Origin of the sequence: Streptomyces sp. NPDC001634 (assembly GCF_040298185.1) — a bacterium.
Classification (GTDB): domain Bacteria; phylum Actinomycetota; class Actinomycetes; order Streptomycetales; family Streptomycetaceae; genus Streptomyces.
Genome location: NZ_JBEOZU010000041.1, coordinates 42,437 through 64,706, shown reverse-complemented (window position 1 = coordinate 64,706; position 22,270 = coordinate 42,437). Strand labels below are relative to the sequence as shown.

The window sequence follows — 22,270 nt, the reverse complement described above, 5'->3', positions numbered from 1 at the left end:
GATCTCCTCACCGGCCCGCCACCGTCGGCTGCGCCACCCCCAAGGGCCTACGCCCCGCCCAGGAAAATTGGATTGGTGAAGGCGGCCAGCGCCCCCGGCACCGGCCCCGCCGCCGTCTCGTGCCGCAGCTCCGCGCGTACGTACGCCGCGTACGACGGCGTCGTGTGCCACTCGACCGCGCCCGCCCCGGACACCGACAGCGGGTCGCTCGTGAACAGCACCCCCTGGTCGGTGACGAGGCGGATCGTGCAGCGCGGCACGCCCTGCGCCTCCACGCGGACCGTGACCGGCGTGTCGCGGTCCACCCGCAACCGCTCGCCGATGCCCGCGTGTTCGCCGCGGCTGCCCGACGCCGTGAAGGCCAGCGAGACGTTCTTCGACTCGGCGACATACGAACGGCCCGCGCGGATGCCCTCCTGGATGGCCTCCCGGGTCAGGTCGTCGGCGAGGACCACCGTCTGCGGCGTACCGATCGCATCGGGATCGCGGTGCGCGTCGCTGTTGCCCATCGCCGGCAGCCACCGGGCGTGGCCCTCACGGACCGACGCCACCAGCGTGTTGTCCCACTCCGCCAGCGTCGCCTCGTCGTCCGGCGTGTACGGGCCGTTCCACACCTCGACCGCATCGGCCTCGCCGAAGCCGAACTTCCAGCCGCAGCCGATGCAGGTGGCGTGCGGATGGGCGGGGACGACCAGGCCGCCCGCGCGGCGGATCTCCCGGGCGAACCGGGCCCAGCGGTTGTCGCGCGCCCGGTAGCGCCAGTCGATGAAGGTGCCGGGGTCGACGCCCAGCGCCACCACGTGCCCGTTCCGTGTGGTCACCTCCTCGCCCGTCATGATCAGCAGGTCGTCGCCCGCCTGGTCGGCCCAGTGGGCGTGCGAGGAGTGGGTGTTGTGCTCCGAGGTGTTGATGAAGTCGAGGCCGGCGGCCCGCGCCAGCGCCGCGATCTCCGCGGGCGTACGGCGGCCGTCCGAGTACCAGGAGTGCATATGGCAGTCACCGCGGTACCAGGCGCGGCCACGCCCCTTGGCCCGGGACGGCGGGTACACGGGCGCCGGGGTCTCGCCCTGCGCGCCGTAGGTGAGCGTGATCGTGACCTCGTAGGTGAGGCCCTGCGGCGCCACCGTGTACGGGCCCAGCGCGATATGCCAGGTGCCGGGGTTCACCGGGCCGGGGATGTACCCCGGGGTCGCGTCGTCCGCGCGGACGTAGAACTCGGTGCGGGCGCCGCCCGACCAGCCGCGGAAGCCCTTGCCGCCCAGTTCGGTGCCGCGCTCGTCGAAGATGCCGATGTCGAGGGCGTTGCCCTGGGTGCCGGCCGGGACGGACGGCTTGTCGTAGGTGTAGGCGACCTTGATCTCACGGACGTCCTCGGGGACGTCGACGGGGAGGTAGACGAAGTCGGGGGAGCCGGTGGGCAGAGTGCCGCGCACCGTCCTCGTCTCCTGGTTGTCGGCCGCTTCGGCGGCGGGACCGTTGGAGAAGCTCACGCTTCCCAACGTAAGCGCGGCGGCCGCACCCGTCACGAACAGTGCGCGTCTGCCGATGCCGTGGTCGTCCTCGCACATGCTGCTGCTCCCAACGTGTCGGATGACAGGGGTTGTGCAGGGGTAGCGCGTACCACTGTCATGGCGTGGGATTGCCGCGGTGCCGCGTGTCGGGTGACCCCGGAGCCACGCGCGGTGGAACATCCGGTGCAGGCGTCGGCCGGTCGGCCGGTCACATCGTGTCCAGTGACACCCTGTAACGAACGGCCCGGCCCACCGACTCACGTACGCCCTGTATGACCTGATCACCGCAAACGTATGCTCGGAGAATGACGACTTCCGCGACCCCCGGAACCGGCCCCACCGAGAACTCCATGCGTCGCGCCCTCAAACGTGCCCGTGACGGTGTCGCGCTCGACGTCACCGAGGCCGCGGTGCTCCTCCAGGCCCGCGGCGCCGACCTCGACGACCTGGCCGCCTCGGCCGCCCGGGTGCGCGACGCGGGCCTGCTGGCCGCGGGCCGGCCCGGTGTCATCACGTACTCGAAGAGCGTCTTCATCCCCCTGACCCGCCTGTGCCGCGACAAGTGCCACTACTGCACCTTCGTCACCGTGCCGGGCAAGCTGCGCCGGGCCGGGCACGGGATGTTCATGTCCCCCGACGAGGTCCTGGACATCGCCCGCAAGGGCGCCGCCCTCGGCTGCAAGGAAGCCCTCATCACCCTCGGCGACAAGCCGGAGGACCGCTGGCCCGAGGCCCGCGAATGGCTGGACGCGCACGGCTACGACGACACGATCGCCTACGTACGGGCCATCTCGATCCGGATCCTGGAGGAGACGGGCCTGCTGCCCCACCTCAACCCCGGGGTGATGTCCTGGACGGACTTCCAGCGCCTGAAGCCCGTCGCCCTCTCGATGGGCATGATGCTGGAGACCACGGCGACCCGGCTGTGGTCCGAGCCGGGCGGCCCCCACTACGGCTCCCCGGACAAGGAACCGGCGGTCCGCCTGCGGGTCCTGGAGGACGCGGGCCGTTCCTCCGTCCCCTTCACCTCCGGACTCCTCATCGGCATCGGCGAGACGCACGAGGAGCGCGCGGAGTCGCTGTTCGCGCTGCGGAAGGTCTCCCGCGCCTACCACGGCATCCAGGAGCTGATCATCCAGAACTTCCGCGCCAAGCCGGACACGGCGATGCGCGGCATGCCGGACGCGGAACTCGACGAGCTGGTCGCCGCGGTGGCCGTGGCCCGGCACATCATGGGGCCGAGCGCCTGCCTCCAGGCGCCGCCGAACCTGGTCGACGGCGAGTACGAGCGGCTCATCGGCGCCGGTATCGACGACTGGGGCGGGGTCTCGCCGCTGACGATCGACCATGTGAACCCGGAGCGCCCCTGGCCGCAGATCGAGCGGCTGGCCGAGCGCTCGCGCGCGGCGGGCTTCTCCCTGCGTGAACGTCTGTGCGTGTACCCGGAGTTCGTCCAGCGGGGCGAGCCGTGGCTGGATCCGCGGCTGCTGCCGCACGTCCGGGCGCTGGCGGACCCCGAGACGGGGCTCGCGCGCGAGGACGCGGTTGTCGAGGGGCATCCGTGGCAGGAGCCGGAAGAGGCCTTCCAGCCGTCCGGCCGTACGGATCTGCACCGCACGATCGACACCGAGGGGCGCACGGCCGACCGCCGGGACGACTTCGACGAGGTGTACGGCGACTGGGAGGCGCTGCGTGAGGCGGCGGCGCCGGGCATGGCACCGGAGCGCATCGACACGGACGTACGGACGGCACTGCGGACGGCCGCCGACGACCCGACCCGCCTGACCGACGACGAGGCGCTGGCCCTGCTGCACGCGGACGGCCCGGCGCTGGACGCGCTGTGCCGGGTGGCCGACGACGTCCGCAGGTCGGCGGTCGGCGACGACGTCACGTACATCGTCACCCGGAACATCAACTTCACGAATGTCTGTTACACGGGCTGCCGCTTCTGCGCCTTCGCGCAGCGCCGCACGGACGCCGACGCGTACACCCTCTCGCTGGAGCAGGTCGCGGACCGCGCCCAGCAGGCGTGGGACGTGGGCGCGGTGGAGGTGTGCATGCAGGGCGGGATCCACCCCGACCTGCCCGGGACGGCGTACTTCGACATCGCGCGGGCGGTGAAGAAGCGCGTCCCCGGCATGCACGTCCACGCCTTCTCCCCCATGGAGGTGGTGAACGGCGCGACGCGTACCGGCATGTCGATCCGCGAGTGGCTGACCGCGGCGAAGGAGGCGGGTCTCGACACGATCCCCGGCACGGCGGCCGAGATCCTGGACGACGAGGTCCGCTGGGTCCTGACCAAGGGCAAGCTGCCGACGGCGACGTGGATCGAGGTGGTGACAACAGCCCACGAACTGGGCATCCGGTCCTCGTCCACGATGATGTACGGCCATGTCGACCAGCCCCGCCACTGGCTGGGCCATCTGCGTACCCTCGCCCGCATCCAGCAACGGACCGGCGGCTTCACCGAGTTCGTCACCCTCCCCTTCATCCACACCAACGCGCCGGTGTATCTGGCGGGCATCTCCCGCCCCGGCCCGACGACCCGCGACAACCGTGCGGTCACGGCGATGGCGCGCCTGCTTCTGCACCCGCACATCCCCAACATCCAGACCAGCTGGGTGAAACTGGGCATGGAGGGCGCGGCGGAGATGCTCCGCTCCGGCGCCAACGACCTGGGCGGCACGCTGATGGAGGAGACCATCTCCCGTATGGCGGGTTCGTCCTACGGCTCGTACAAGTCGATCAAGGACCTCATCGCGGTGGCGGAGGCGGCGGGCCGCCCGGCCAAGCCCCGCACGACGCTGTACGGCGAGGTCGCGGAGGAGCGGCAGCGGGCGGCGGAGGCATCGGACGGGCATCTGCCTGAGCTGTTGCCGGTGCTGGACTGAGCAGGGGGCTGGACGGGCCCTACTCCGCATCTGCCGGGGCCGCCCCCGGCAGATGCGTCACCAGCAGGACCACCCCTGTCAGCACGATGATCCGGGTGGCCGCCTCCAGACCGTTCCACGTCTTGGACTGCCACATCGCGAACCACTCGCCGCCTATCGCGATGAACCCGGCGCCGAACAGCAGCAGAAGCATCAGCAGGCCGATGGTGGAGAGCTGCCGGGCGCGCGGATGGCGGCGGGCCCACAGATGGGTTGCGGCTGTCAGGACCAGCGCCGCGAGTGTCTCCCAGACGATGATCGCGACGTACGCCGCGTCCTGCCAGGCGTGCGAGGTGATGGCACGCCACATCAGGTCGTCGTCCTTGAACGTCGTGTCCATCGCCAGCACATGGCGGACGAACTGCTGGTTGGTGCCGAAGTCGGTGATGTTCCCGAAAGCCACGAGCGTGGTGTAGAGAGCGACGGTGGCGGTGAGGAGGGTGGCGGTGAGGGAGAGGGTGCGTGATGTGGGGGTGGCCATGCCCGTCTCCTTCCCGGCATCGGCCGCAATGTTCCGTACGCATTGAGCCAGAATGGTTCCGGGCCTGACCGGGCGAGTACGAGGGGGACGTACGGATGGCGCAGGCGCGACCGTCGATGCAGCAACTGATCCGGCAGCGCAGACGCGCCGGATTCGTGGGCCGGAGCGGCGAACGGGCCGCGTTCCGGGCGAACTTCGACCTTCCGCCGGAGGACGAGCGGCACCGCTTCCTCTTCCATGTGCACGGCAACGCGGGTGTGGGGAAGACCTTCCTCGTAAGGGAGTTGGAGCAACTCGCACGCGAGAGGGGCGCGCTCACCGCATACGTCGACGAGAGCGCCGGCAGTGTCCCGGAGGCGATGGCGACGATCAGCCGTCAATTCGCCGCCCAGGGGCGTCGGTTCAAGGACCTTGACCGGTTGCTGGCCGCACACCGGGAACGGCGGCACGAGGCGGAGGCGGTCGCCCTGATCGACCCCGATCCCGGGGAGCCCTCGGGGGGCAGCCTGGCGGTGGCGCGGGCCGGGCTGATCGGGCTGGGGATGGTGCCGGGGGTCGCCCCCTTCGTCGGTGCCCTGGATGCCGGTCAACTCGCCCAGGGGGCCGATCGGTTGAGGGCAAGCCTCAGCGCGCGCTTCCGCAACCAGGAGGACGTGCAGCTGGTCCTGTCCCCGGAGCGGGTGCTGACACCTGTGCTGCTGAGCGAATTGTCGGACGCTGCGTCCACCGTGCCGTGGATCGTCCTGTTCTTCGACACCTACGAGCGGACCGGGCCGTTCCTCGACGGGTGGCTCCACGAAGTGATGACGAGCGACCGCCACGGCGCGCTGCCCGCCACCGTCGTCGTGGTCACCGCCGGTCAACGCCCCTTCGACACCGCGCGCTGGGGCGGCTTCGCCGACTTCATGACGGACATACCGCTCGGGCCGTTCACGGAGGCGGAAGCGCGGGGGCTGCTCGCGGACAGGGGCGTGCGGGACGAGCCGGTGGTTGCCGAGGTGCTGCGGCTCACGGGCGGACTGCCGGTGCTCGTGTCGACCCTCGCCGAGGCGCGGCCCGCCGACCCGGACGACGTGGGCGATCCGAGTGCCACGGCCGTGGAGAGGTTTCTGAAGTGGGAGCAGGATCCGGTGCGCCGGAGCGTCGCGCTGGCATGTGCGCTGCCCCGGCGGCTGGACGCGGATGTGTTCCACGTGGTTGTCGAGTCCGGCGAGCACGCTGTGACTTCAGCCGCTGCCGCGGCGGGCGACGCGTTGTACGCGTGGTTGAGGGAGCTGCCGTTCGTCGACGAGCGCGGGGAGCGGGTGCAGTACCACGACGTCGTACGCGCGCCGATGCTGCGGTTGCAGCGGCGGCGGTCGCCGAGGGGGTGGGTGGAGCGGCACGGGCGGCTCGCGGAGGCCTTCGCCCGGTGGCGGGAGGAGGCCGAAACGGGCCTGGAGCCCCGCGAGTTCTGGGCGGACGACGGCTGGCGTGAGATGCGGCTCGCGGAGTCGTACCACTCCTTGTGCGCGGTGCCTCGTGCCGCACTGCCCGAGGTGCTGACGGATGTCGTCACCGTCTGCGACTACGGGGACGACGTTGCGCGGCGGTGGGCGCGGCTCCTCGTCGAGGCCGGCGGGGACGCGGAGGCGGAAGCCGTACGGGCGTGGGGCGGTGAACTCTCGGAGGCGCTTGCGGAGGGCGGGGTGGCCGAGGCGCTACGGCTGCTGCTGAGCCGAGCCCGGGGGGACGAGCCCTGGCGGGCGACGGCCTGGGCGTCACGTGGCGACGCCCTTGCGCGCGGCGGCGAGTACGAGCGGGCACTGGAGCAGTACGACCGGGCCCTCGCCCTCGACCCGGACCTGGTGCGGGCCCACCGGGGCAGGGCCCTGACGCGCGGCGGAACGGACGAGCACGAGGCCGCGCTCGACGACCTCGACCGCGCGCTCGCGCTGGAGCCCGACAACCCCTACAACCTCATCCTGCGTGGCGAGTACCACCGCATCCTGCGGCACCACGACGAGGCGGTCCGGGACCTGACCGAGGGCATCCGGCTCGACCCGACGAGCGACTTCGCCTGGGCCTCCCGCGGCGCCGCGTACGAACGCCACGGCGACCTGGAGGCGGCGCTCGCGGACTTCGACCGGGCCCTGGAACTCAAACCGGACTACGCCTGGGCGCTCGGCCGCCGGGCCCGGGCCTGGCGCGGGCTCGGCGACCACGCCCGGCAACTGGCCGACCTCGACCGGGCCCTCGTCCTGTGGCCCGACTGGGGGTGGGGCCACTGCGAGCGCGGCGACGCGCTGCGTGCGGCCGGCCGCGACGAGGAGGCCCTGGCCGACTACGACCGCGCGCTCGCCATCGATCCCGAGTACGCGTCGGCGTATGCGAGCCGGGGGGTGTCGCTGTCCAACCTCGGCCGCCACGAGGCCGCGCTCGCGGACCTGGACCGGGCCCTGGAACTGAACCCGTCGTACCCGTGGGCGCGGGAGCAACGGGCAGCCGTCCGGGCCCGGCTCGACCGAGCGCGCTACGCGGAGTGACTGGCGAAGGCGAGGAATGCCGTCCAGGAAGGGACTTCCGGCTCGGGCTGAAGCTGCACGACGACAGCACCCTCCGTATCGAGGTGACCGATGCCCGGGGCGACCGGATCCCGCGTATCCCGGACCCGGCGGCGGAGGACGCGGAAGCCGGCCGCGGTTTGCGGATCGCGGTGGCGTACGCGGATCGTTGGGGCGTGGACGAGGCGCCCGCGCACGGCAAGACGGTGTGGGCCGAACTCGTACCGGGTCGCGGCGGGGCGTGACCCGGCGGGTCCCGACGCCAAAGACCAAAGGACCGGGGAAAGAACCGAACCCGCCCCCGCCGCCCCCGTCGATCACCCGCCGGAGTGAATATGCCCAACGCAACTGGCGCGGCAGGGCAGTTGTGGTGCAGCGTCAGCCGCAACAGCCCCACACATGCATCGGCCCTCGCCGGGACTGGCATCCCAGTGCGAGGGCCTGATCACCAAGGAAGAAGACGCTTCCCGATGACTGACAAGCAGCGTAACGCGCCCAAGGGCGCGAAGTCCGCCCATTCCCACTCCGGTGTCATCCACGTCAACGAACCGCACCACGACAACTTCACCGTGGTCGGAAACCACTTGGCGCAGCACCCGGAGCTGTCTCTGACAGCGATCGGCCTGGCGACCCACATCCAGTCGCTGCCCGCCGGAACGCCGATCGGGATCAAGGTGCTGGCGGCCAAGTTCCCCGAGGGTGAGATCCGGATCGCCGCCGCCCTGCGGGAGCTGGAGGAACACGGTTACCTCACGCGTGCCAGGGAGCGTCTTCAATCGGGGCGAGTGACAACCCGGACGACCTCGTACAACAAGCCCCGGCTTGCGGTGGTCCGGGCGGCTGCGGAGCCTGAACCACGACCGGCACCGCCGCCCGCCCCGAAGGCCCCGGCCGTTCCCCGCGCCGCCGCCGACCTCCTCGCCGGTCTGCGCGCCCACGATTCCCGCCTGCTGCTGACCGAACGGGACGTACACCGCCTGGCGCCGACCGTCGCCGCCTGGCTGGAAAGGGGCGTTCCGCCCATCGCTGTACAGCGGACACTGACGAACAGCCTGCCCGAGGACCCGATCCTGCATCCGGCGGCATTTCTCGCCCACCGCCTCAAGTCGCTCCTGCCTCCGCCTCTCCCAGCCCCGGCACACCACCCGACTCCCGTCCGCCCATACCCCCTCCAGACCTGCGACGGCTGCGACCGCGCCTTCCGGGCTCCTGAGCCCGGAGCGTGCCGGGACTGCCGGTCGGCAACTGCGCGAGAGGTGGCGTAGGCATGACGGGGACGAGTCGTGTGGCCCGCACCGTCCCGGGGGTGCGCCGGGGTCCCCACCGGTACCGTACGAGGAGCGAACCACCACCACCGGAGGTCACCGTGAGTGCTCAGAGCGACGGCCCGTACGGACCGCTGATTCCCATGCCTGAGCCGACTCCGGACGCACTGAGGAGTGCAGTCGCACGCATCGCGCCCAGTCGTCTTCCGGCGCTCACACAGCACCTCTTCGAGGCCACGACCAACGCCCAGCAGACGCAGAGCCTCGCGCCTCTGCGGGCCTTCGTGCATTCCTGGGCCGTATTCATCGCCATCGAGCGCCACCCCGCGCGTGCCGAGCGACTGCGTGAGCTGGAGCGGATCGTGGATGCCGGGGAGCGGGACCCTTCGGAGGCCATCGCAGAGATCCGCGCCATCCGGGAGGCGGCGGAGGCAGAGGCAGGACTGTGACGGACTGGTCCTGGGACTACAACCCGAGCGCCGAATACATCACCGAGGGGCTGCCGCCCGGCGTCGTGGCCGAGGTGGAGAGGATCGCTGCGGAATTGGCTGCTCTCGGGCGCGATTCCGTGAGGGTCGGCAGGCCCTTCGACAGGGAGGGCGGGCTGCGTGAGTTCGACATCCTCGCCGGGCGTGGCTTCATCAGCTTCCTGGCCGTGCCCCGTCACGAGTGCGTCTACGTCTGCAACGTGACCTGGTACGGCTGACACGTTCCGCCCTGAGCTGCCGGAGCTCCACGCGGCTGTGACGTGGTCACCTCAACCCACCGTCCACGGTCGATTACAGTGCTGGCGTCGGACGTGCGTACGGTGCCGTGAGGAGGTGCAGGTGAGCGCGACAGCCGGCGCCGTCTGGGGGCGCAGCGAGCAGCAGGACTTTCGCAGCCGGGTGCGCGGGACGCTGCTGGGCGTGGCCGTCGGTGATGCCTTCGGCGCGCCGCTCGACGGGCTCACCCTGGAGGAGATCCGGCAGACACATGGCCACGAGGGGCTGACCGACCTCGCGTTCGGGCACGGCCGCTGCGGCGCGATCACCGACCTCACCCAGCTCACCCTGTTCTCGGTCGACGGCCTCATACGCGCCCAGGTCCGCCGCGACACCGGCGCCTGGCATCCGCCGACGGATCTGCACCGGGCGTATCTGCGCTGGGCGGCCACGCAGCGGGACTGGGGGCCGGACGAGCGCCGCAAGGAGGACGGCTGGCTGGCGCGCGAGGAGTGGCTGTACGCGCGCCGCTCCCCGGCCCGCGCCTGTCTGCTCGGCTTGGGCGACGACACCATGGGCACGCTGGACGCGCCCAAGAACCCCGGCGAGCTGGGGCCCGAGGCGGCCGTGCGCTCCGCGCCGTTCGGGCTGCTCGTCGGCTGGGAGCCGCAGCTCGTGCTGCAGCTCGCGATCGAGTGCGCCACGCAGACGCACGGGCACCCCACGGCGTACCTCGCTGCGGGCGCGTATGCCGTGATCGTGCACGCCCTGGCCCGTGGCGAGACGCTGGACGCGGGCGTGCAGCGGGCCCTCGCGCTGCTCGCACCGCGGCCGGGCATGCAGCCGGTCGCCGACGCGTTGCAGCATGCGCTGGGCGCGGTGCGGCAGGGGATGCCCGCTCCCGAGCGGATCGAGGAACTGGCCGGTGGCGGTACGGCGGAGGGGGCGCTGGCCGTCGCCGTGTACTGCACGCTGGTGGGGGAGGACGTACGGCACGGGCTGTGCCTGGCGGTGAACCACGGTGGGCCGTCGGGGGCGGCGGGTGCGCTGGCCGGCGGGCTGCTGGGCGCCCTGCACGGCGAGACGGCCCTCCCTCCGGCCTGGCTGGCCGAACTGGAGGGCCGTCCCACGCTGTTGGTCCTCGCGGACGACTTCGCGATGGAGATGACACAGGGCACGGCGCTGCACAGCCCTACGGGGTCTGCGCCGGGGTGGCTGGCCCGGTACCCCCGGGCGTAGCCGCCACACCCGGGGGCTGTGCCCCCGGATCCCCGGCCCGGGGGCTGCGCCCCCGGATCCCCGGCCCGGGGGCTGCGCCCCCGGACCCCCGTCGGCCTGAACGGCCTCGTCCTCAAACTCCCCCACTCTCGACTTCGCTCGAGCGGGGGGACCCCCACGGCGGGCCGGTTGTCGTACCCGGAGTCGGGATTGCGGCCGTCGCCCCGTCGTCGTCCCTGTTCACCTTGTCGATGATCTCGTCCCGCTCCGGCGTGTCCTCGGGCTTCACCAGGCCGATCAGGATGTACAGGACCAACGAGATCACCATCGGCAGCGCCACCTGGTACTCCAGCTTCACGTCCGTGCGCTGGGAGAAGTCGAGGTGGTAGTTGACGAAGAAGAACGCCAGCAGACCGGCCGCCCAGCTGGCCAGCGCCGCCGTCGGGCCCGACTTACGGAACGGGCGCAGCAGGCCCAGGATGAACGGGATGGCGATCGGGCCCATCAGACCGGCCACCCACTTGATGACCACCGTGATGATGTCCTTGAAGGCGGGGGAGTTGACCTGTGTCGCCACCGCCATCGACAGGCCCAGGAAGGCGACCGTGGTCACCCGGCCCGCGATCAGGCCGGCCCGCGTGGTCCAGGCCCGCGCCGCCTTCGAGAACACCGGTGCCACGTCCCGTGTGAACACCGCAGCGATCGCGTTCGCGTCGGAGGAGCACATGGCCATCGTGTGGGAGAAGAAGCCCACGACCACGAGCCCCAGCAGGCCGTGCGGCAGCAGCTGTTCCGTCATCAGACCGTACGCGTCCGAGCCGTCCGGCTTCTTCGCCGTGACCAGGAGCGGCGACAGCCACATCGGGATGAAGAGGATGACAGGCCAGACGAACCAGAGGCCCGCCGACAGCAGCGCGCTCCGGGTCGCCTCCTTCGCGCTGCCCGTCGCCATGTAGCGCTGGGCCTGGTTCCACATTCCGCCGTTGTACTCGAACAGCTTGATGAACAGGTACGCGAGGAAGAAGACCGTCAGGTACGGGCCCGCGAACCCGTGTCCGTGACCGTCCAGCTTCGGTGAGTCCAGCGCCTTGGACAGACCACCCCGGTCGGAGATCTTGTTCAGCGCGATGACCAGCATCGCGAGACCGGCCAGCAACTGGATGACGAACTGGCCCAGTTCGGTCAGCGCGTCCGCCCACAGACCGCCGATCGTGCAGTACACCGCCGTGATGCCGCCGGTGATGATGATGCCCTGGGTGAGCGTGACGCCGGTGAAGACGCTGAGCAGCGTGGCGATCGCCGCCCACTTCGCGCCCACGTCCACGATCTTCAGCAGAATGCCGGACCAGGCCAGCGCCTGCTGGGTGGGGACGTTGTAGCGGTCCTTCAGATACTCCAGCGGCGAGGCCACGTGCAGCCGGGACCTCAGCCGGTTCAGGCGCGGCGCGAACAGCTTCGCGCCGACCAGCACGCCGATGGCGATGGGCAGCGCCCAGGTGACGTAGGACGTGACGCCGTAGGTGTAGGCGATGCCGGCGTACCCCGTGAACATCACCGCGCTGTAGCCCGACATGTGGTGGGAGATGCCGGACAGCCACCACGGCATCTTGCCGCCCGCGGTGAAGAAGTCGCTGACGTTGTCGACCCGTTTGTGGGACCAGATGCCGATCGCGGTCATCACGCCGAAGTACGCGACCAGGACGGCCCAGTCGAGACCGTTCATGTGCCCCTCCCTGCCTGCCGGACTGCCCGCTCATCGTGGGTGCGGGGCCATGAGCACGACAACCGGCGGGAAGGTCAAGAGGAAGCAAAATCGTTCCTACTGGTGATGAGGGTTCATATACATGAAAAGCTGCCTGGTGGGGCTTAGCGCATCAGCTCACCCGCGTTCACCAGCAGGGACTGACCTGTGATCGCCCGCGCCCGGTCGGAGGCGAGGAACACCGCGGCGTCCGCCACATCGCCGTCCGTGGCCAGTTCGGGCAGCGCCATCCGGTCGGTCAGGCGCTGCTTCACCTCCGTCTCCGGTACGCCCTCCGTGTGCGCGGTGAACTGCACGTACGCCTCGACGGGCGGGCCCCACATCCAGCCGGGCAGCACGGTGTTGACCCGGATCCGGTACCGGCCGAGCTCACGCGCCAGCGAGTACATGGTGCTGGTCAGCGCTCCCTTGGACGCCGCGTACGCCGCCTGCCGCACCTGGGAGGGTGCGGCCACCGACGACTGCGTGCCGATGAAGACCACCGAGCCGCCGCACCGCTTCAGGGCGGGCAGGCACGCCCGTGTCATCCGCAGGGTTCCCAGCAGATTCACGTCGATGACCGACTGCCAGGTGGCGAAATCCGCGTCCTCCAGGCCGCCGAAGTAGCTGTCCCAGGCCGCGACATGGACCACCGCGTCGATCCGCCCGAACCGCTCCAGCGCGCGCGTCGCGAGCGCCTCGCACTGTGCCTCGTCGGTGATGTCCGTCGCCCGGTACGCCGTGTGCGCGCCGTCCGGGTCGAGCTCGGCGGCGGCCTTGGCGAGATTCGCCTCCGTGCGCGCCCCGAGCACCGCGTTGCCGCCGTCGCGCACCACGGCTGCCGCGACCTGGTGACCGAGCCCGGCGCCGACCCCCGACACGACGACGGTCTTGCCCTGGAGCAGTGACATCGACGCCTCCCCTTTTTCGCCCGGCGGCTGCCGTGGCTCTGGCGCATCATCTGACGGAGCGTCAGAGTATGGGCGACCGGCGGAGGAAGGAAGGGGAACGGCATGGGTGAGGACACGCGCAGCGAGGTGTACGCGGAACTGGCCGCCGTGGGGCCCTACGGCGTCCACCCGGGTCACGCCCTGATCACCATGGTGGAACCGCACCCGGGGCACGAGTACGCGTACAACCGCTGGTACGAGGACGATCACTACTACGCCGGCGCGATGGCCATGCCGTGGATGTACGCGGGCCGCCGCTGGGTCGCCACCCGGGATCTGCAACTCCTGCGCTACCCCGAGAAGTCGGCGGTCGCCCAGCCGGTGACCGCCGGATGCTACCTCTCGACGTACTGGGTCACGGACGGCCGCTACGACGACCACATGCGCTGGACGGTCTCGATCAACAAGCGCCTCAACCGCGACGCCCGGGTCTACCAGGACCGTACGCACGTCTTCACCGCCTTCCAGGACCACGAGGCGACGGTGTACCGGGACGGCGCGGCGGGCCCGCGCGACTTCCATGCGCTGGACCACCCGTACGTGGGTCTGGTCCTCGAGGTCGTCGACGCGGACGGGCCCGCGGAGCGCGCCGAGTTGCTGGAGTGGCTGCGCACCCGCCACCTGCCCCGGCGCCTGGCGGGATCCCCCGCGGCCATGGTCACGCTCTTTCGCCCGACGCCGCTGCCGGGCGACCGTATGACGTATGTGAAGCAGGTGGAAGGGGTGGACACCCGTCTGACCCTGCTGTGGTTCCTGGAGGCGGACCCGAGGGACTGCTGGGAGGAACACTTCACGGGACTGGACGGGGCGGTGGCGGAAGGGGGCCTGGGGCGGGTGGAGCTGGTGGCCCCGTTCATTCCGACGGTGCCGGGAACGGACCGGTACGTCGACCGGCTCCGCTGATGCCGGAGGCTCGGAGGCGAACCGAACCCGGAAAACAGACAGCCCCCTCGGCCGGGACGGCGGGCCAGTCGAGAGGGCTCTGTCGGTGAGCTGTGTGGAGTTGTTCTGCTCGGTCCTACTTGATCGACGCCACGAAGGCGTTCCAGGCGTCGGCGGGGAAAGCCAGGACGGGCCCCTCGGATACCTTGGAGTCGCGTACGGCGAGTCCCGCCGCGGTGGGCGACTTGACTTCGACGCAGGCGCCGTTGCCCGCCGAATACGACGACTTGGTCCACGTTTCCGTGGCCCCCTGAAGAACTGCCATGTTCACTCCGGTAGCGAGTTGCTGAGTTGCTGTCGTCGCGTCACGGGTTCCGGATGGTGCCCGCGATGCGATTCGCGCCAACTTGTTTTGCTGATGGCGAGATCGAAGCTACTCGGCAACATCGCCACTCGGAGCAGTCGTTCACTCGACCGGATGGCATATTCCAAGGGTGTCTTCCGCGGGAAGGCGGCTCTGGTGTAAGATCCGCCGCCCGCCGCGCGGAGGGCTCAGCGTGCGTACTCCTTCGCCACATCCGAGATGTACTGCCGGGACTGATCCACATTCAGGGCCTGCGCCCGCAGGTGCTCGTACATCACGGCGTACTTCTGCACGTCGTGCGCCTTTTCCAGGTACAGGTCGCTGGTGACCCCTTCGAGGTACACCACGCTGGAGTCGGCCGCGTCGGAGAACTCGAGGATCGCGTACTGTCCGTTGAGGCCGGGGTGCGCCCCCACCTCGAAGGGCAGCACCTGCACGGTGACGTGCGGGAGCCGGGACATCTCCGCGAGGTGCTCCAACTGCTCCCGCATCACCAGGTTGTTGCCCACGACGCGGCGCAGCGCGGCCTCGTCCAGGACCACCCACAGCCGCAGCGGGTTGTTCTCGGCGGCGATACGTTCCTGGCGCCGCATCCGTACCTGGACGCGCTTCTCGATATCGGCCGGCGACGTCTCGGGCAGTGCCCCATGGATGAGGGCTTCGGCGTAGGAGCGGGTCTGCAACAGCCCGGTGATGATCTGGGGTTCGTACACCCGCAGCGACTCCGCGTCGGTCTCAAGGCCGATGTAGACGCTGTAGGGGATGTCTCCGAACGCGTGCCACCAGCCCTGCTGGCGCGAGTCGCGGGCCATCTCCATCAGCGACTCGACCACACGCTGGTCCTCGACCTCGTACACCCCGCACAGATCGCGGACGTCGCGCTGGCTGATGCTGCGTCGGCCGTTCTCGAGGCGGCTGATCTTCGACTGCGAGACGAGCAACCGCTCGGCGACCTCTTCGGCGGTCATGCCCTTGAGCTCACGGAGCCGGCGGAGTTCCTGACCGAGCCGGCGTCGCCGGACGGTGGGATTGACATTCGACGCCACGGACGCGCACCTCCGGCTTACCGGCCTCTACTTTGTGTATCTGCTGCTGAGCAGATTGCCACCAAGCTGCTTCCTACCGCTGGGAAACCGCGGATATGCGGAGTGTGCGCACCGGTTGGGCGGTCCTCGGCCAAAATGTTGGCCCCGCCGTACCACGAATGCCGTACGGCTGCGGGCATGCGGCCGCGCGGGGCGGGTGAGGCCGTGTCGTCGTCCGGACGGACGGTCTCATCGCCCCGCGCGTGCCTGCGGCTCCCGAACCGGGTCTCGGGACTGCGTGCGTGTGCCGGGCCGTGCGGTACCTGCTGTACCGATCCTGCTGGTTCAGCCGGTGGTCGTGCCGGTGGTTCTGCCGTGATCCTGGCGAGCCGCGGGGCTGCGGCTCAGTGGGCCACGACGCGCGCCATGGGTCCGCGGCGCGGCTGCATCGGAACGCCACGAGCGGGTTCCGGTGCGGGCCTGGCTCCGGCGGCCGGACGGCCGGCCGTGGCCGGGCTGCGGCGCGGTTGTGCGACCGCACCGTTCTGGACGTCCATCACGGCGTGCGCCACGAGGCCGCCCATGGGGTCGTGCCTGATCAGATCCCGCAGCCGGGAGCGGGACGAGCGTCCCTCGTTGCCCGGATACAGGTGCTTGCCGAGACCGACCGCATGGGCCAGCGCGGCGAGCGCCGCGGTCCGCGGGTCCGGCGGAACGCCGGTGCGGATCGCGGAATCGAGCCGGGACCTGATCTCCCGGCTGATGGCCGTGTCCGTCGCCTGGTAGCGAGTCGTCGGCAGAACCCCGCACATCTGGCCGGCCACGGCCTGGACCATGCCGCACCGCTCCAGATGTGAGAGATAGGTTTGGCGTAGCCCGAGACGCGGCCCGCCGATCCAGTGGACCGCCCGTACCGGAGCGCCGCGCCTGCGCAGCAACTCCAACGCGCTGTCCAGAGTTGGATCTCCAGTCGGCCGTGGTGCCACCACGGCGATACGATCCCCGTCTGGGGCTATCCGTCCGGCCAGCGCCAGCTCCACTAGCTGTGCTCCGGCCAGACCAAGGTCGAGCGACTGCGGCTGTGCAGTGGTACCCGTGGCCGGGTCCAATGCCAGCAGCAGAAGCTCCTCCGGAAGTGTTCTGCGGCTCCTGCCCATCCATGCCTCCCCGCGTGGATGAATGACAGGGTGACCCCTCTCACATTGGTCTGTCGAGGGTGCGTGACCGGAATGTAGTGGAACCAGTAGGTATGTCGTTCTCGTCTAGCGCAGTGGTCAATCCCTCACACAGGACACTGGTACATGGTTCGGGCAGCGGTGTCCGGGCGGCGGTTCACGGTTCGGCAAGGCGCGCGAGTGGGTGCGTGGCGCAAGGAGGAGGCATCGGTGGCGGGCGAGTCCCCCGACAGGTCGAAGCAGCACGGGGCGTCGGCGGAACCGACGTCGGGGAGCGGGGCTCCGGTTCCCGGGCCGGCCACGGCCGACCGTGACCCCCGGCTCGCGATGACCGACGAGAAGGTGCGCGTCGACCAGGCTACGGCGGTGTTCTCCACGCGGGCGCTGCGCAGCTCCGCCGGTTCGGCCGTGGACGAGGCCGATACGGCGTCCGAGAGCACCGCGGTCCGCGGGAACGGTGCCGGGGGAGACGCGGCGAGGCGTGTTTCGCCGGCTTCCTGGGTAAGGAGTGCGGACGAGGCCGAGTCCGGGAGCGGGTCCGGGGCCGGGTCCAAGTCGGGTGCGGCGGACGGCCGTTCGGGTGATGTGGAGGGGGCGGCTGCCGAGGAGACCGAGGGCAAGGAGTCCGAGAGGTCCGTGGACGCCGAGGGCGAGGGCGCCGACGAGGAGGACACGAAGGCCGGGGACGCAGCCGAGTCGGAGACGGACACCGCCGACACCTCTGAGCCGGAGACGAAGGCCGAGGACGCCGCCGAGTCGGAGACGGACACCGCCGACACCTCCGGGGCCGAGGCGACGACCGCGGACGCTTCCGACGCCGAGCCGGCGGCCGAGGAGGACGCCGAGAGCGGGACCGAGGCCGGGACCGCCTCCGAAGCCGAGGCCGAGGAAGCCCTTGAGGCCGACGACAAGGCGGATGGCGGGGAAGCCTCCGACGACATCGCCGAGGCCGGGACCGGGACCGGGGGCAAGGACACCCCCAAGTCCGAAGACAAGGACGACTCCGAAGCCGAAGCCGAAGTCGAAGCCGAGGAAGGCTCCAGGGCCGCCAAGCCGTCCGTCGACCAGGCCACCGCCGTCTTCAAGACCGTACGACGCCCCGCCGTGGACCAGCCCACGACCATGCTCAAGGTCGGCGACGCCAAGCCGTCCGAGAAGCCTGAGGACAAGGCCCCGGAGAAGCCCGAGAGCAAGGCCCTGGAGAAGCCCGAGAGTAAGCCTTCGGAGGAGCCCGAGGACAAGGTCGCCGACAAGCCGGCCGTGGACCAGCCCACGACCATGCTCAAGCTGGGCGACGCCAAGCCGTCCGACAAGCCCGCCGTCGACCAGCCCACCACGATGCTCAAGCTCGGCGGCACCAAGCCGTCCGCGAAGCCCGGGGACAAGGCAGCCGACAGCCCCAACGACAAGCCCGCGCCGTCCTGGGCGGCCAAGTCGTCCGCGCCCGCGACCGGCAAACCGGAGACCGACAAGCCGGAGGCCGACAAGCCGGAAGCCGACGAGGCCGAGCCGGACGCGAAGTCCACCCCCAAGCCGCCGGCCGAGGGCGACGCCGAACGCACCAGCAGGTTCGTCGCGTTGAAGCAGCTGGACGAGCCGAAGCCCGCGAAGCCGAAGTCCCCTGCCGGCCCCGCCGATGCGACCGCCGCGCTGCCCCAGGTCGGCCCGGAGCGCACCGCGCAGCAGCCGCTTCCCCCGAAGCCGCCGCTGGACCTGCTCGCCGAGCTGACGAACACCCCGCCGCCCCCGGACACGGCGGTGCGCACCGTTCTGCGGCGGATCAAGATCTGGACGCCGCTGGTCATCCTGCTGGCGATCATCTTTGCGATCGTGCAGGCGGTCCGTCCGCTGCCGGCCGCGGCCCTGACACTCACCGCAGACGGCACGTACACCTTCGGCGGCGGCAAGCTCGACCTGCCCTGGCCGGGTCAGGGCCAGTCGGCGATAGAGGTCGAGGGCGTCGGCGTCGTCGGCGCCGACGGCAAGCAGTCCCCGAAGCCGATCGCGAGCGTCACCAAGATCATGACGGCGTACGTCACCCTCCAGGAGCACCCGCTCAAGGGGAACGACGGCGGCCCGAAGATCACCGTGGACCAGCAGGCCGAGGACGAGTCGAAGAACCAGGACGAGTCGACGGCGGCCATGAAGAAGGGGGAGGTGTTCACCGAGCGGCAGATGCTCCAGATGCTGATGATCCCGTCTGGGAACAACGCGGCCCGGCTGCTGGCCCGCTGGGACTCCGACAACAAGACCTTCGTCGGCAAGATGAACGCCGCCGCGAAGAAGCTCGGCATGACGAACACGACGTACACGGACCCGAGCGGGCTGGACAAGTCGACGGTGAGCACCGCGGTCGACCAGCTGAAGCTGGCGAAGAAGGTCATGCAGGACCCGGTGTTCCGCAGCATCGTCGGCATGGCCAAGGCGGACATTCCTGGTCTCAGCGGGACGATCTACAACAACAATGATCTGCTGGTGAAGCAGGTCGGCGTGATCGGCCTGAAGACCGGTTCGTCGACCCCGGCCGGCGGCAACCTGGTGTGGGCGGCCACGAAGGTCGTCAACGGCAGGACGCAGACGATCTACGGCGCGGTCCTCAACCAGGACGCCCACACCGGCCGCGTCTGGGACAGCCTCCAACTGGCGCTCACCAACAGCCAGAAGCTGATCGACAAGATCCAGCAGAGCCTGACGTCCGCGACGGTGGTGAAGAAGGGCGAGGTCGTCGGGTACGTGGACGACCAACTCGGCGGGAAGACGCCGGTGGTCGCCACCAAGAACATGACGGCGGTCGGCTGGCCGGGCCTGACGACCAAGCTCTCCATCGGTGACGACGGCAAGGCCCTCCCGCACGAGGCGAAGGCGGGCACGTCCGTCGGCGTCCTGACGGTCGGCGACGGTTCGAGTCACGCGGTGAAGATCCCGGTCGCCGTCCAGAAGGACCTCACCGAACCGGGCTACGGCGCGAAGTTCACCCGACTGGGCTGAACCGCCGTACCGGACGTCCCCTACCACGCCGCACACCCCGCCGGCGGAGCCCCCACCCGGGAGCCCGTCGGCGGGGTGCGTGCTAGCGTCGCGAGACCGGAGCAGGTCGCAAGCCGCCGACCTGGCCCGGGACGGATTCCCGAGAGAACCCCGATGGAACGGTGGCGGAACTCTTGCGGATGTCCGGACACGGGGAGAGAACGGAACCGGACGCGGGGCGAGAAAAGAAACGGGACACGGGGAGTGCCTTCAGGTGGCCACAGCGGAGCCGACACACGCCGACGACGCCCATCCGGGTCGTCCTGCGGACGGTCATACGGGCCCGCGAATACCGCTGCGCGCGCCCGCCGCTGACGCGAACCGCCCTCGGACCACCACGCCCCACGCCGAGGGCCCTCGACCAACGGCGGAGGACGCGACCTCCGGCGGCAGCCCCCGACCCACAGCCGGGGACGCGCCCCGGGACGGCGGCTCCCGGCCCGGGACCACGGCCCACGGCGGCAGCGCCCGGCCGCCGGCCGCGGACCCGTCGCCCGCGGGCATGGACTCGTCGGCGGCGGACTCGGACCCATCGCCTGCCGACACGGAAATGGACACGGACACGGGCCGCGGCTCCCGGCCCCCGGCCGAAGGCGCGCCCCCCGGCGGCATGCCCGAACCCCCCGCCGAGGACGCGACTTCCGGCGGTACCCCCGAACCCCCTGCCGAGGACAGGCCGTCGCCATCCCGCCTCCGCGCCCTGCTCACCCGTGTGAAGTCCTCCCGCTACGCGGACCGGGCCCGCCGGCACCCCGTCGTCGCGGTCACGGCGCTCGCCGGGATCCTGCACCTCGTCTGGTTCTTCACCTTCGCGAACAGCGGAGGTGACCTCGCCGCACAGGACGCATGGGCGGAGTTCGTGGGCCGGCACCCGGACTCGGCGTACAACCTCGCCTGGTACGGGGGCATGCACCCGGTGTCGTACAGCGTGGTGTCGCCGTATCTGATGTCGATCCTCGGCGTCCGTACGACGATGATGATCGCGGGGACGATCTCGGCCGGGTTGCTGACGCTGATCCTCATCCGCAGCCGAGCGGTCCGTGAGCCGTGGTGGCCCGCCCTGGCCGGAGTGTTCGCGCTGCTGTGCAACGCCATCTCGGGGCGTGTGACGTTCGGCCTGGGCACGATGTTCGCGCTGGGCGCCACCGCATGCGTCTTCTGCTGGCCGCACCGCCTGCGCCACAAACGCTGGGCGAAGGCCCTGAGCGCCGCGCCGCTGGCCGCGCTGGCCACGATGTCCTCCCCGGTGGCGGGCCTGTTCGTCGGCCTGGTCGCGGTCGCGCTGTTCCTGCAGAAGCGCCGCCCGGGCGCGTGGGCGCTGGGCCTGGCCCCGACCGTGGTCGTCGCGCTGTCGGCCTGGCTGTTCCCGTTCTCCGGTACGCAGCCGATGACCTGGGCGTCGGCGCTTCTGCCCTTCCTCTTTGCCGTCCTGGTCTTCCTTCTGGTCCCGCAGGAGTGGAAGACGGTACGGATCACGGCGGCGGTGTACGGGCTCTCCGTGCTCCTCGTCTGGCTGATCAGCTCCCAGATCGGCTCGAACATCACCCGCCTCGCGATGCTGTTCGCCGGTGTGGCGCTGGTCGCGGCGCTGCCGTTCACGGTGCCGCGCAGCCGGAAGTGGTACGCCGTCGTCCTCGCGCTCGTCGGCTTCACCGGCTGGATCGGCTTCAAGACGGTCGACGACATCATCCACACGACCCCGGCGGCCTCCTGGGCGCGCGAGCTGGCGCCGCTGGTCAACCAGCTCCAGGTGGTGGGCGCGGAGAAGGGCCGTGTGGAGGTCGTCCCCGCGCGCTCGCACCGCGAGGCGTCGGCGCTGGCCCCGTACGTGAACCTGGCCCGCGGCTGGAACCGCCAGGCCGACATGGAGCGCAACCCGCTCTTCTACGACGACACCCTCAACTCCGCGAACTACCACGCGTGGCTGCAGCGCTGGGCGGTGCACTATGTCGTGCTGCCGAAGGGCGAGCCGGACGGGGACGGCGGTGAACGCGAACGCGAACTCGTCCAGCGCGGCATGCCGTATCTGAAGCAGATCTGGGGCGACGCGAACTGGCAGCTGTTCGCGGTGACCGACTCCACCCCGATGGCGGACCCGCCGGCGGTCGTCGACCGGGCGGACCAGGGCGAGCTGACGATCGAGGTGAAGAAGGCGGGCCGCGTCCTCATCCGGATCCCCTACTCGCCGTGGCTCGGCCTGGTCGACGCGAAGGGCAAGGGCGTCAAGCCGCCGCAGGAGACGGAGACGTCGAAGCACCGCCCGGCAGGCACGCCGAAGACGTACGACAACGTCAACGGCTGTCTGATGGAGACGACGCAGGACGCGTCGGGTGACAAGTGGACGGAACTGCTGGCCCCTCGCGCGGGCACGTACCGCCTGGCGGCGCCGTACCAGCTGCCACGGGGGACCCCCTGTCCGCAGGAGCTGCGGCAGGGGAGCTGAGAAATTCAGCC

The 22,270-nt window shown here is 70.7% G+C and carries 17 protein-coding genes; 10 read left to right on the top strand and 7 right to left on the bottom strand.

Going from position 1 to position 22,270, the window contains the following annotated elements; genetic code table 11:
- Nucleotides 1-47 precede the first annotated feature (47 nt).
- The gene (locus ABT186_RS26165) at nucleotides 48-1,568 is read right to left on the bottom strand and encodes a CehA/McbA family metallohydrolase (protein WP_351927087.1); all 1,521 of its coding nucleotides are present in this window, start codon (nucleotides 1,566-1,568) and stop codon (nucleotides 48-50) included.
- A gap of 248 nt (nucleotides 1,569-1,816) precedes the next feature.
- Here ABT186_RS26165 and ABT186_RS26160 point away from each other — a divergent pair, with 248 nt between their 5' ends.
- Nucleotides 1,817-4,402, top strand: coding sequence for a bifunctional FO biosynthesis protein CofGH (locus ABT186_RS26160; RefSeq protein ID WP_351927085.1), 2,586 nt, complete (start codon nucleotides 1,817-1,819; stop codon nucleotides 4,400-4,402).
- 19 nt (nucleotides 4,403-4,421) lie between these two features.
- On the opposite strand, the gene ABT186_RS26155 is transcribed toward ABT186_RS26160, so the two are convergent.
- On the bottom strand, nucleotides 4,422-4,922 hold the full coding sequence (locus tag ABT186_RS26155; RefSeq protein ID WP_351927083.1) for a DUF2165 domain-containing protein: 501 nt from the start codon (nucleotides 4,920-4,922) through the stop codon (nucleotides 4,422-4,424).
- A 95-nt stretch (nucleotides 4,923-5,017) separates the two neighbouring features.
- Between ABT186_RS26155 and ABT186_RS26150 the strand changes: the two genes are divergently transcribed.
- The 6 genes from ABT186_RS26150 (at nucleotide 5,018) to ABT186_RS26125 (ending at nucleotide 10,673) form a co-directional block, all read left to right on the top strand.
- The gene (locus ABT186_RS26150; protein WP_351927081.1) at nucleotides 5,018-7,447 is read left to right on the top strand and encodes a tetratricopeptide repeat protein; all 2,430 of its coding nucleotides are present in this window, start codon (nucleotides 5,018-5,020) and stop codon (nucleotides 7,445-7,447) included.
- Nucleotides 7,444-7,710, top strand: coding sequence for an ATP-binding protein (locus ABT186_RS26145; RefSeq protein ID WP_351230784.1), 267 nt, complete (start codon nucleotides 7,444-7,446; stop codon nucleotides 7,708-7,710). The genes ABT186_RS26150 and ABT186_RS26145 overlap by 4 nt, the downstream gene beginning before the upstream one ends.
- A gap of 225 nt (nucleotides 7,711-7,935) precedes the next feature.
- Entirely contained in the window at nucleotides 7,936-8,730 is a 795-nt protein-coding gene (locus ABT186_RS26140) for a helix-turn-helix domain-containing protein (RefSeq protein ID WP_351927079.1), read from the top strand.
- 143 nt (nucleotides 8,731-8,873) lie between these two features.
- A complete protein-coding gene (locus ABT186_RS26135) occupies nucleotides 8,874-9,179 on the top strand; it encodes a DUF6247 family protein (protein ID WP_351927077.1) in 306 nt (101 codons plus the stop codon).
- Nucleotides 9,176-9,436: a hypothetical protein gene (locus ABT186_RS26130; RefSeq protein ID WP_351230778.1), complete on the top strand. Its 261-nt coding sequence runs from the start codon at nucleotides 9,176-9,178 to the stop codon at nucleotides 9,434-9,436. Before ABT186_RS26135 ends, ABT186_RS26130 begins: the two co-directional genes overlap by 4 nt.
- 121 nt (nucleotides 9,437-9,557) lie before the next feature.
- Entirely contained in the window at nucleotides 9,558-10,673 is a 1,116-nt protein-coding gene (locus ABT186_RS26125; RefSeq protein WP_351230776.1) for an ADP-ribosylglycohydrolase family protein, read from the top strand.
- A gap of 112 nt (nucleotides 10,674-10,785) precedes the next feature.
- Here ABT186_RS26125 and ABT186_RS26120 read toward each other — a convergent pair whose 3' ends face one another.
- Entirely contained in the window at nucleotides 10,786-12,375 is a 1,590-nt protein-coding gene (locus ABT186_RS26120) for a sodium:solute symporter family protein (RefSeq protein WP_351927075.1), read from the bottom strand.
- Between the two features lie 143 nt (nucleotides 12,376-12,518).
- The gene (locus tag ABT186_RS26115) at nucleotides 12,519-13,304 is read right to left on the bottom strand and encodes an SDR family oxidoreductase (RefSeq protein ID WP_351927073.1); all 786 of its coding nucleotides are present in this window, start codon (nucleotides 13,302-13,304) and stop codon (nucleotides 12,519-12,521) included.
- 102 nt (nucleotides 13,305-13,406) lie between these two features.
- Between ABT186_RS26115 and ABT186_RS26110 the strand changes: the two genes are divergently transcribed.
- On the top strand, nucleotides 13,407-14,246 hold the full coding sequence (locus ABT186_RS26110) for a hypothetical protein (protein ID WP_351232881.1): 840 nt from the start codon (nucleotides 13,407-13,409) through the stop codon (nucleotides 14,244-14,246).
- 115 nt (nucleotides 14,247-14,361) lie between these two features.
- On the opposite strand, the gene ABT186_RS26105 is transcribed toward ABT186_RS26110, so the two are convergent.
- From ABT186_RS26105 to ABT186_RS26095, 3 genes are all read right to left on the bottom strand, one after another.
- Nucleotides 14,362-14,550, bottom strand: a complete 189-nt coding sequence (locus ABT186_RS26105; RefSeq protein WP_351232879.1) for a DUF397 domain-containing protein — start codon at nucleotides 14,548-14,550, stop codon at nucleotides 14,362-14,364.
- A 227-nt stretch (nucleotides 14,551-14,777) separates the two neighbouring features.
- Nucleotides 14,778-15,635, bottom strand: a complete 858-nt coding sequence (locus ABT186_RS26100) for a helix-turn-helix domain-containing protein (RefSeq protein ID WP_351232877.1) — start codon at nucleotides 15,633-15,635, stop codon at nucleotides 14,778-14,780.
- A 383-nt stretch (nucleotides 15,636-16,018) separates the two neighbouring features.
- Nucleotides 16,019-16,771: a GOLPH3/VPS74 family protein gene (locus ABT186_RS26095; protein WP_351232876.1), complete on the bottom strand. Its 753-nt coding sequence runs from the start codon at nucleotides 16,769-16,771 to the stop codon at nucleotides 16,019-16,021.
- 228 nt (nucleotides 16,772-16,999) lie between these two features.
- Between ABT186_RS26095 and ABT186_RS26090 the strand changes: the two genes are divergently transcribed.
- Together ABT186_RS26090 and ABT186_RS26085 are read left to right on the top strand one after the other, a co-directional pair.
- A complete protein-coding gene (locus ABT186_RS26090) occupies nucleotides 17,000-19,777 on the top strand; it encodes a D-alanyl-D-alanine carboxypeptidase (RefSeq protein WP_351927071.1) in 2,778 nt (925 codons plus the stop codon).
- 649 nt (nucleotides 19,778-20,426) lie between these two features.
- Nucleotides 20,427-22,259 (top strand): DUF8823 domain-containing protein, encoded by a 1,833-nt coding sequence (locus tag ABT186_RS26085; protein ID WP_502973327.1) that lies wholly within the window; start codon nucleotides 20,427-20,429, stop codon nucleotides 22,257-22,259.
- Nucleotides 22,260-22,270 lie beyond the last annotated feature (11 nt).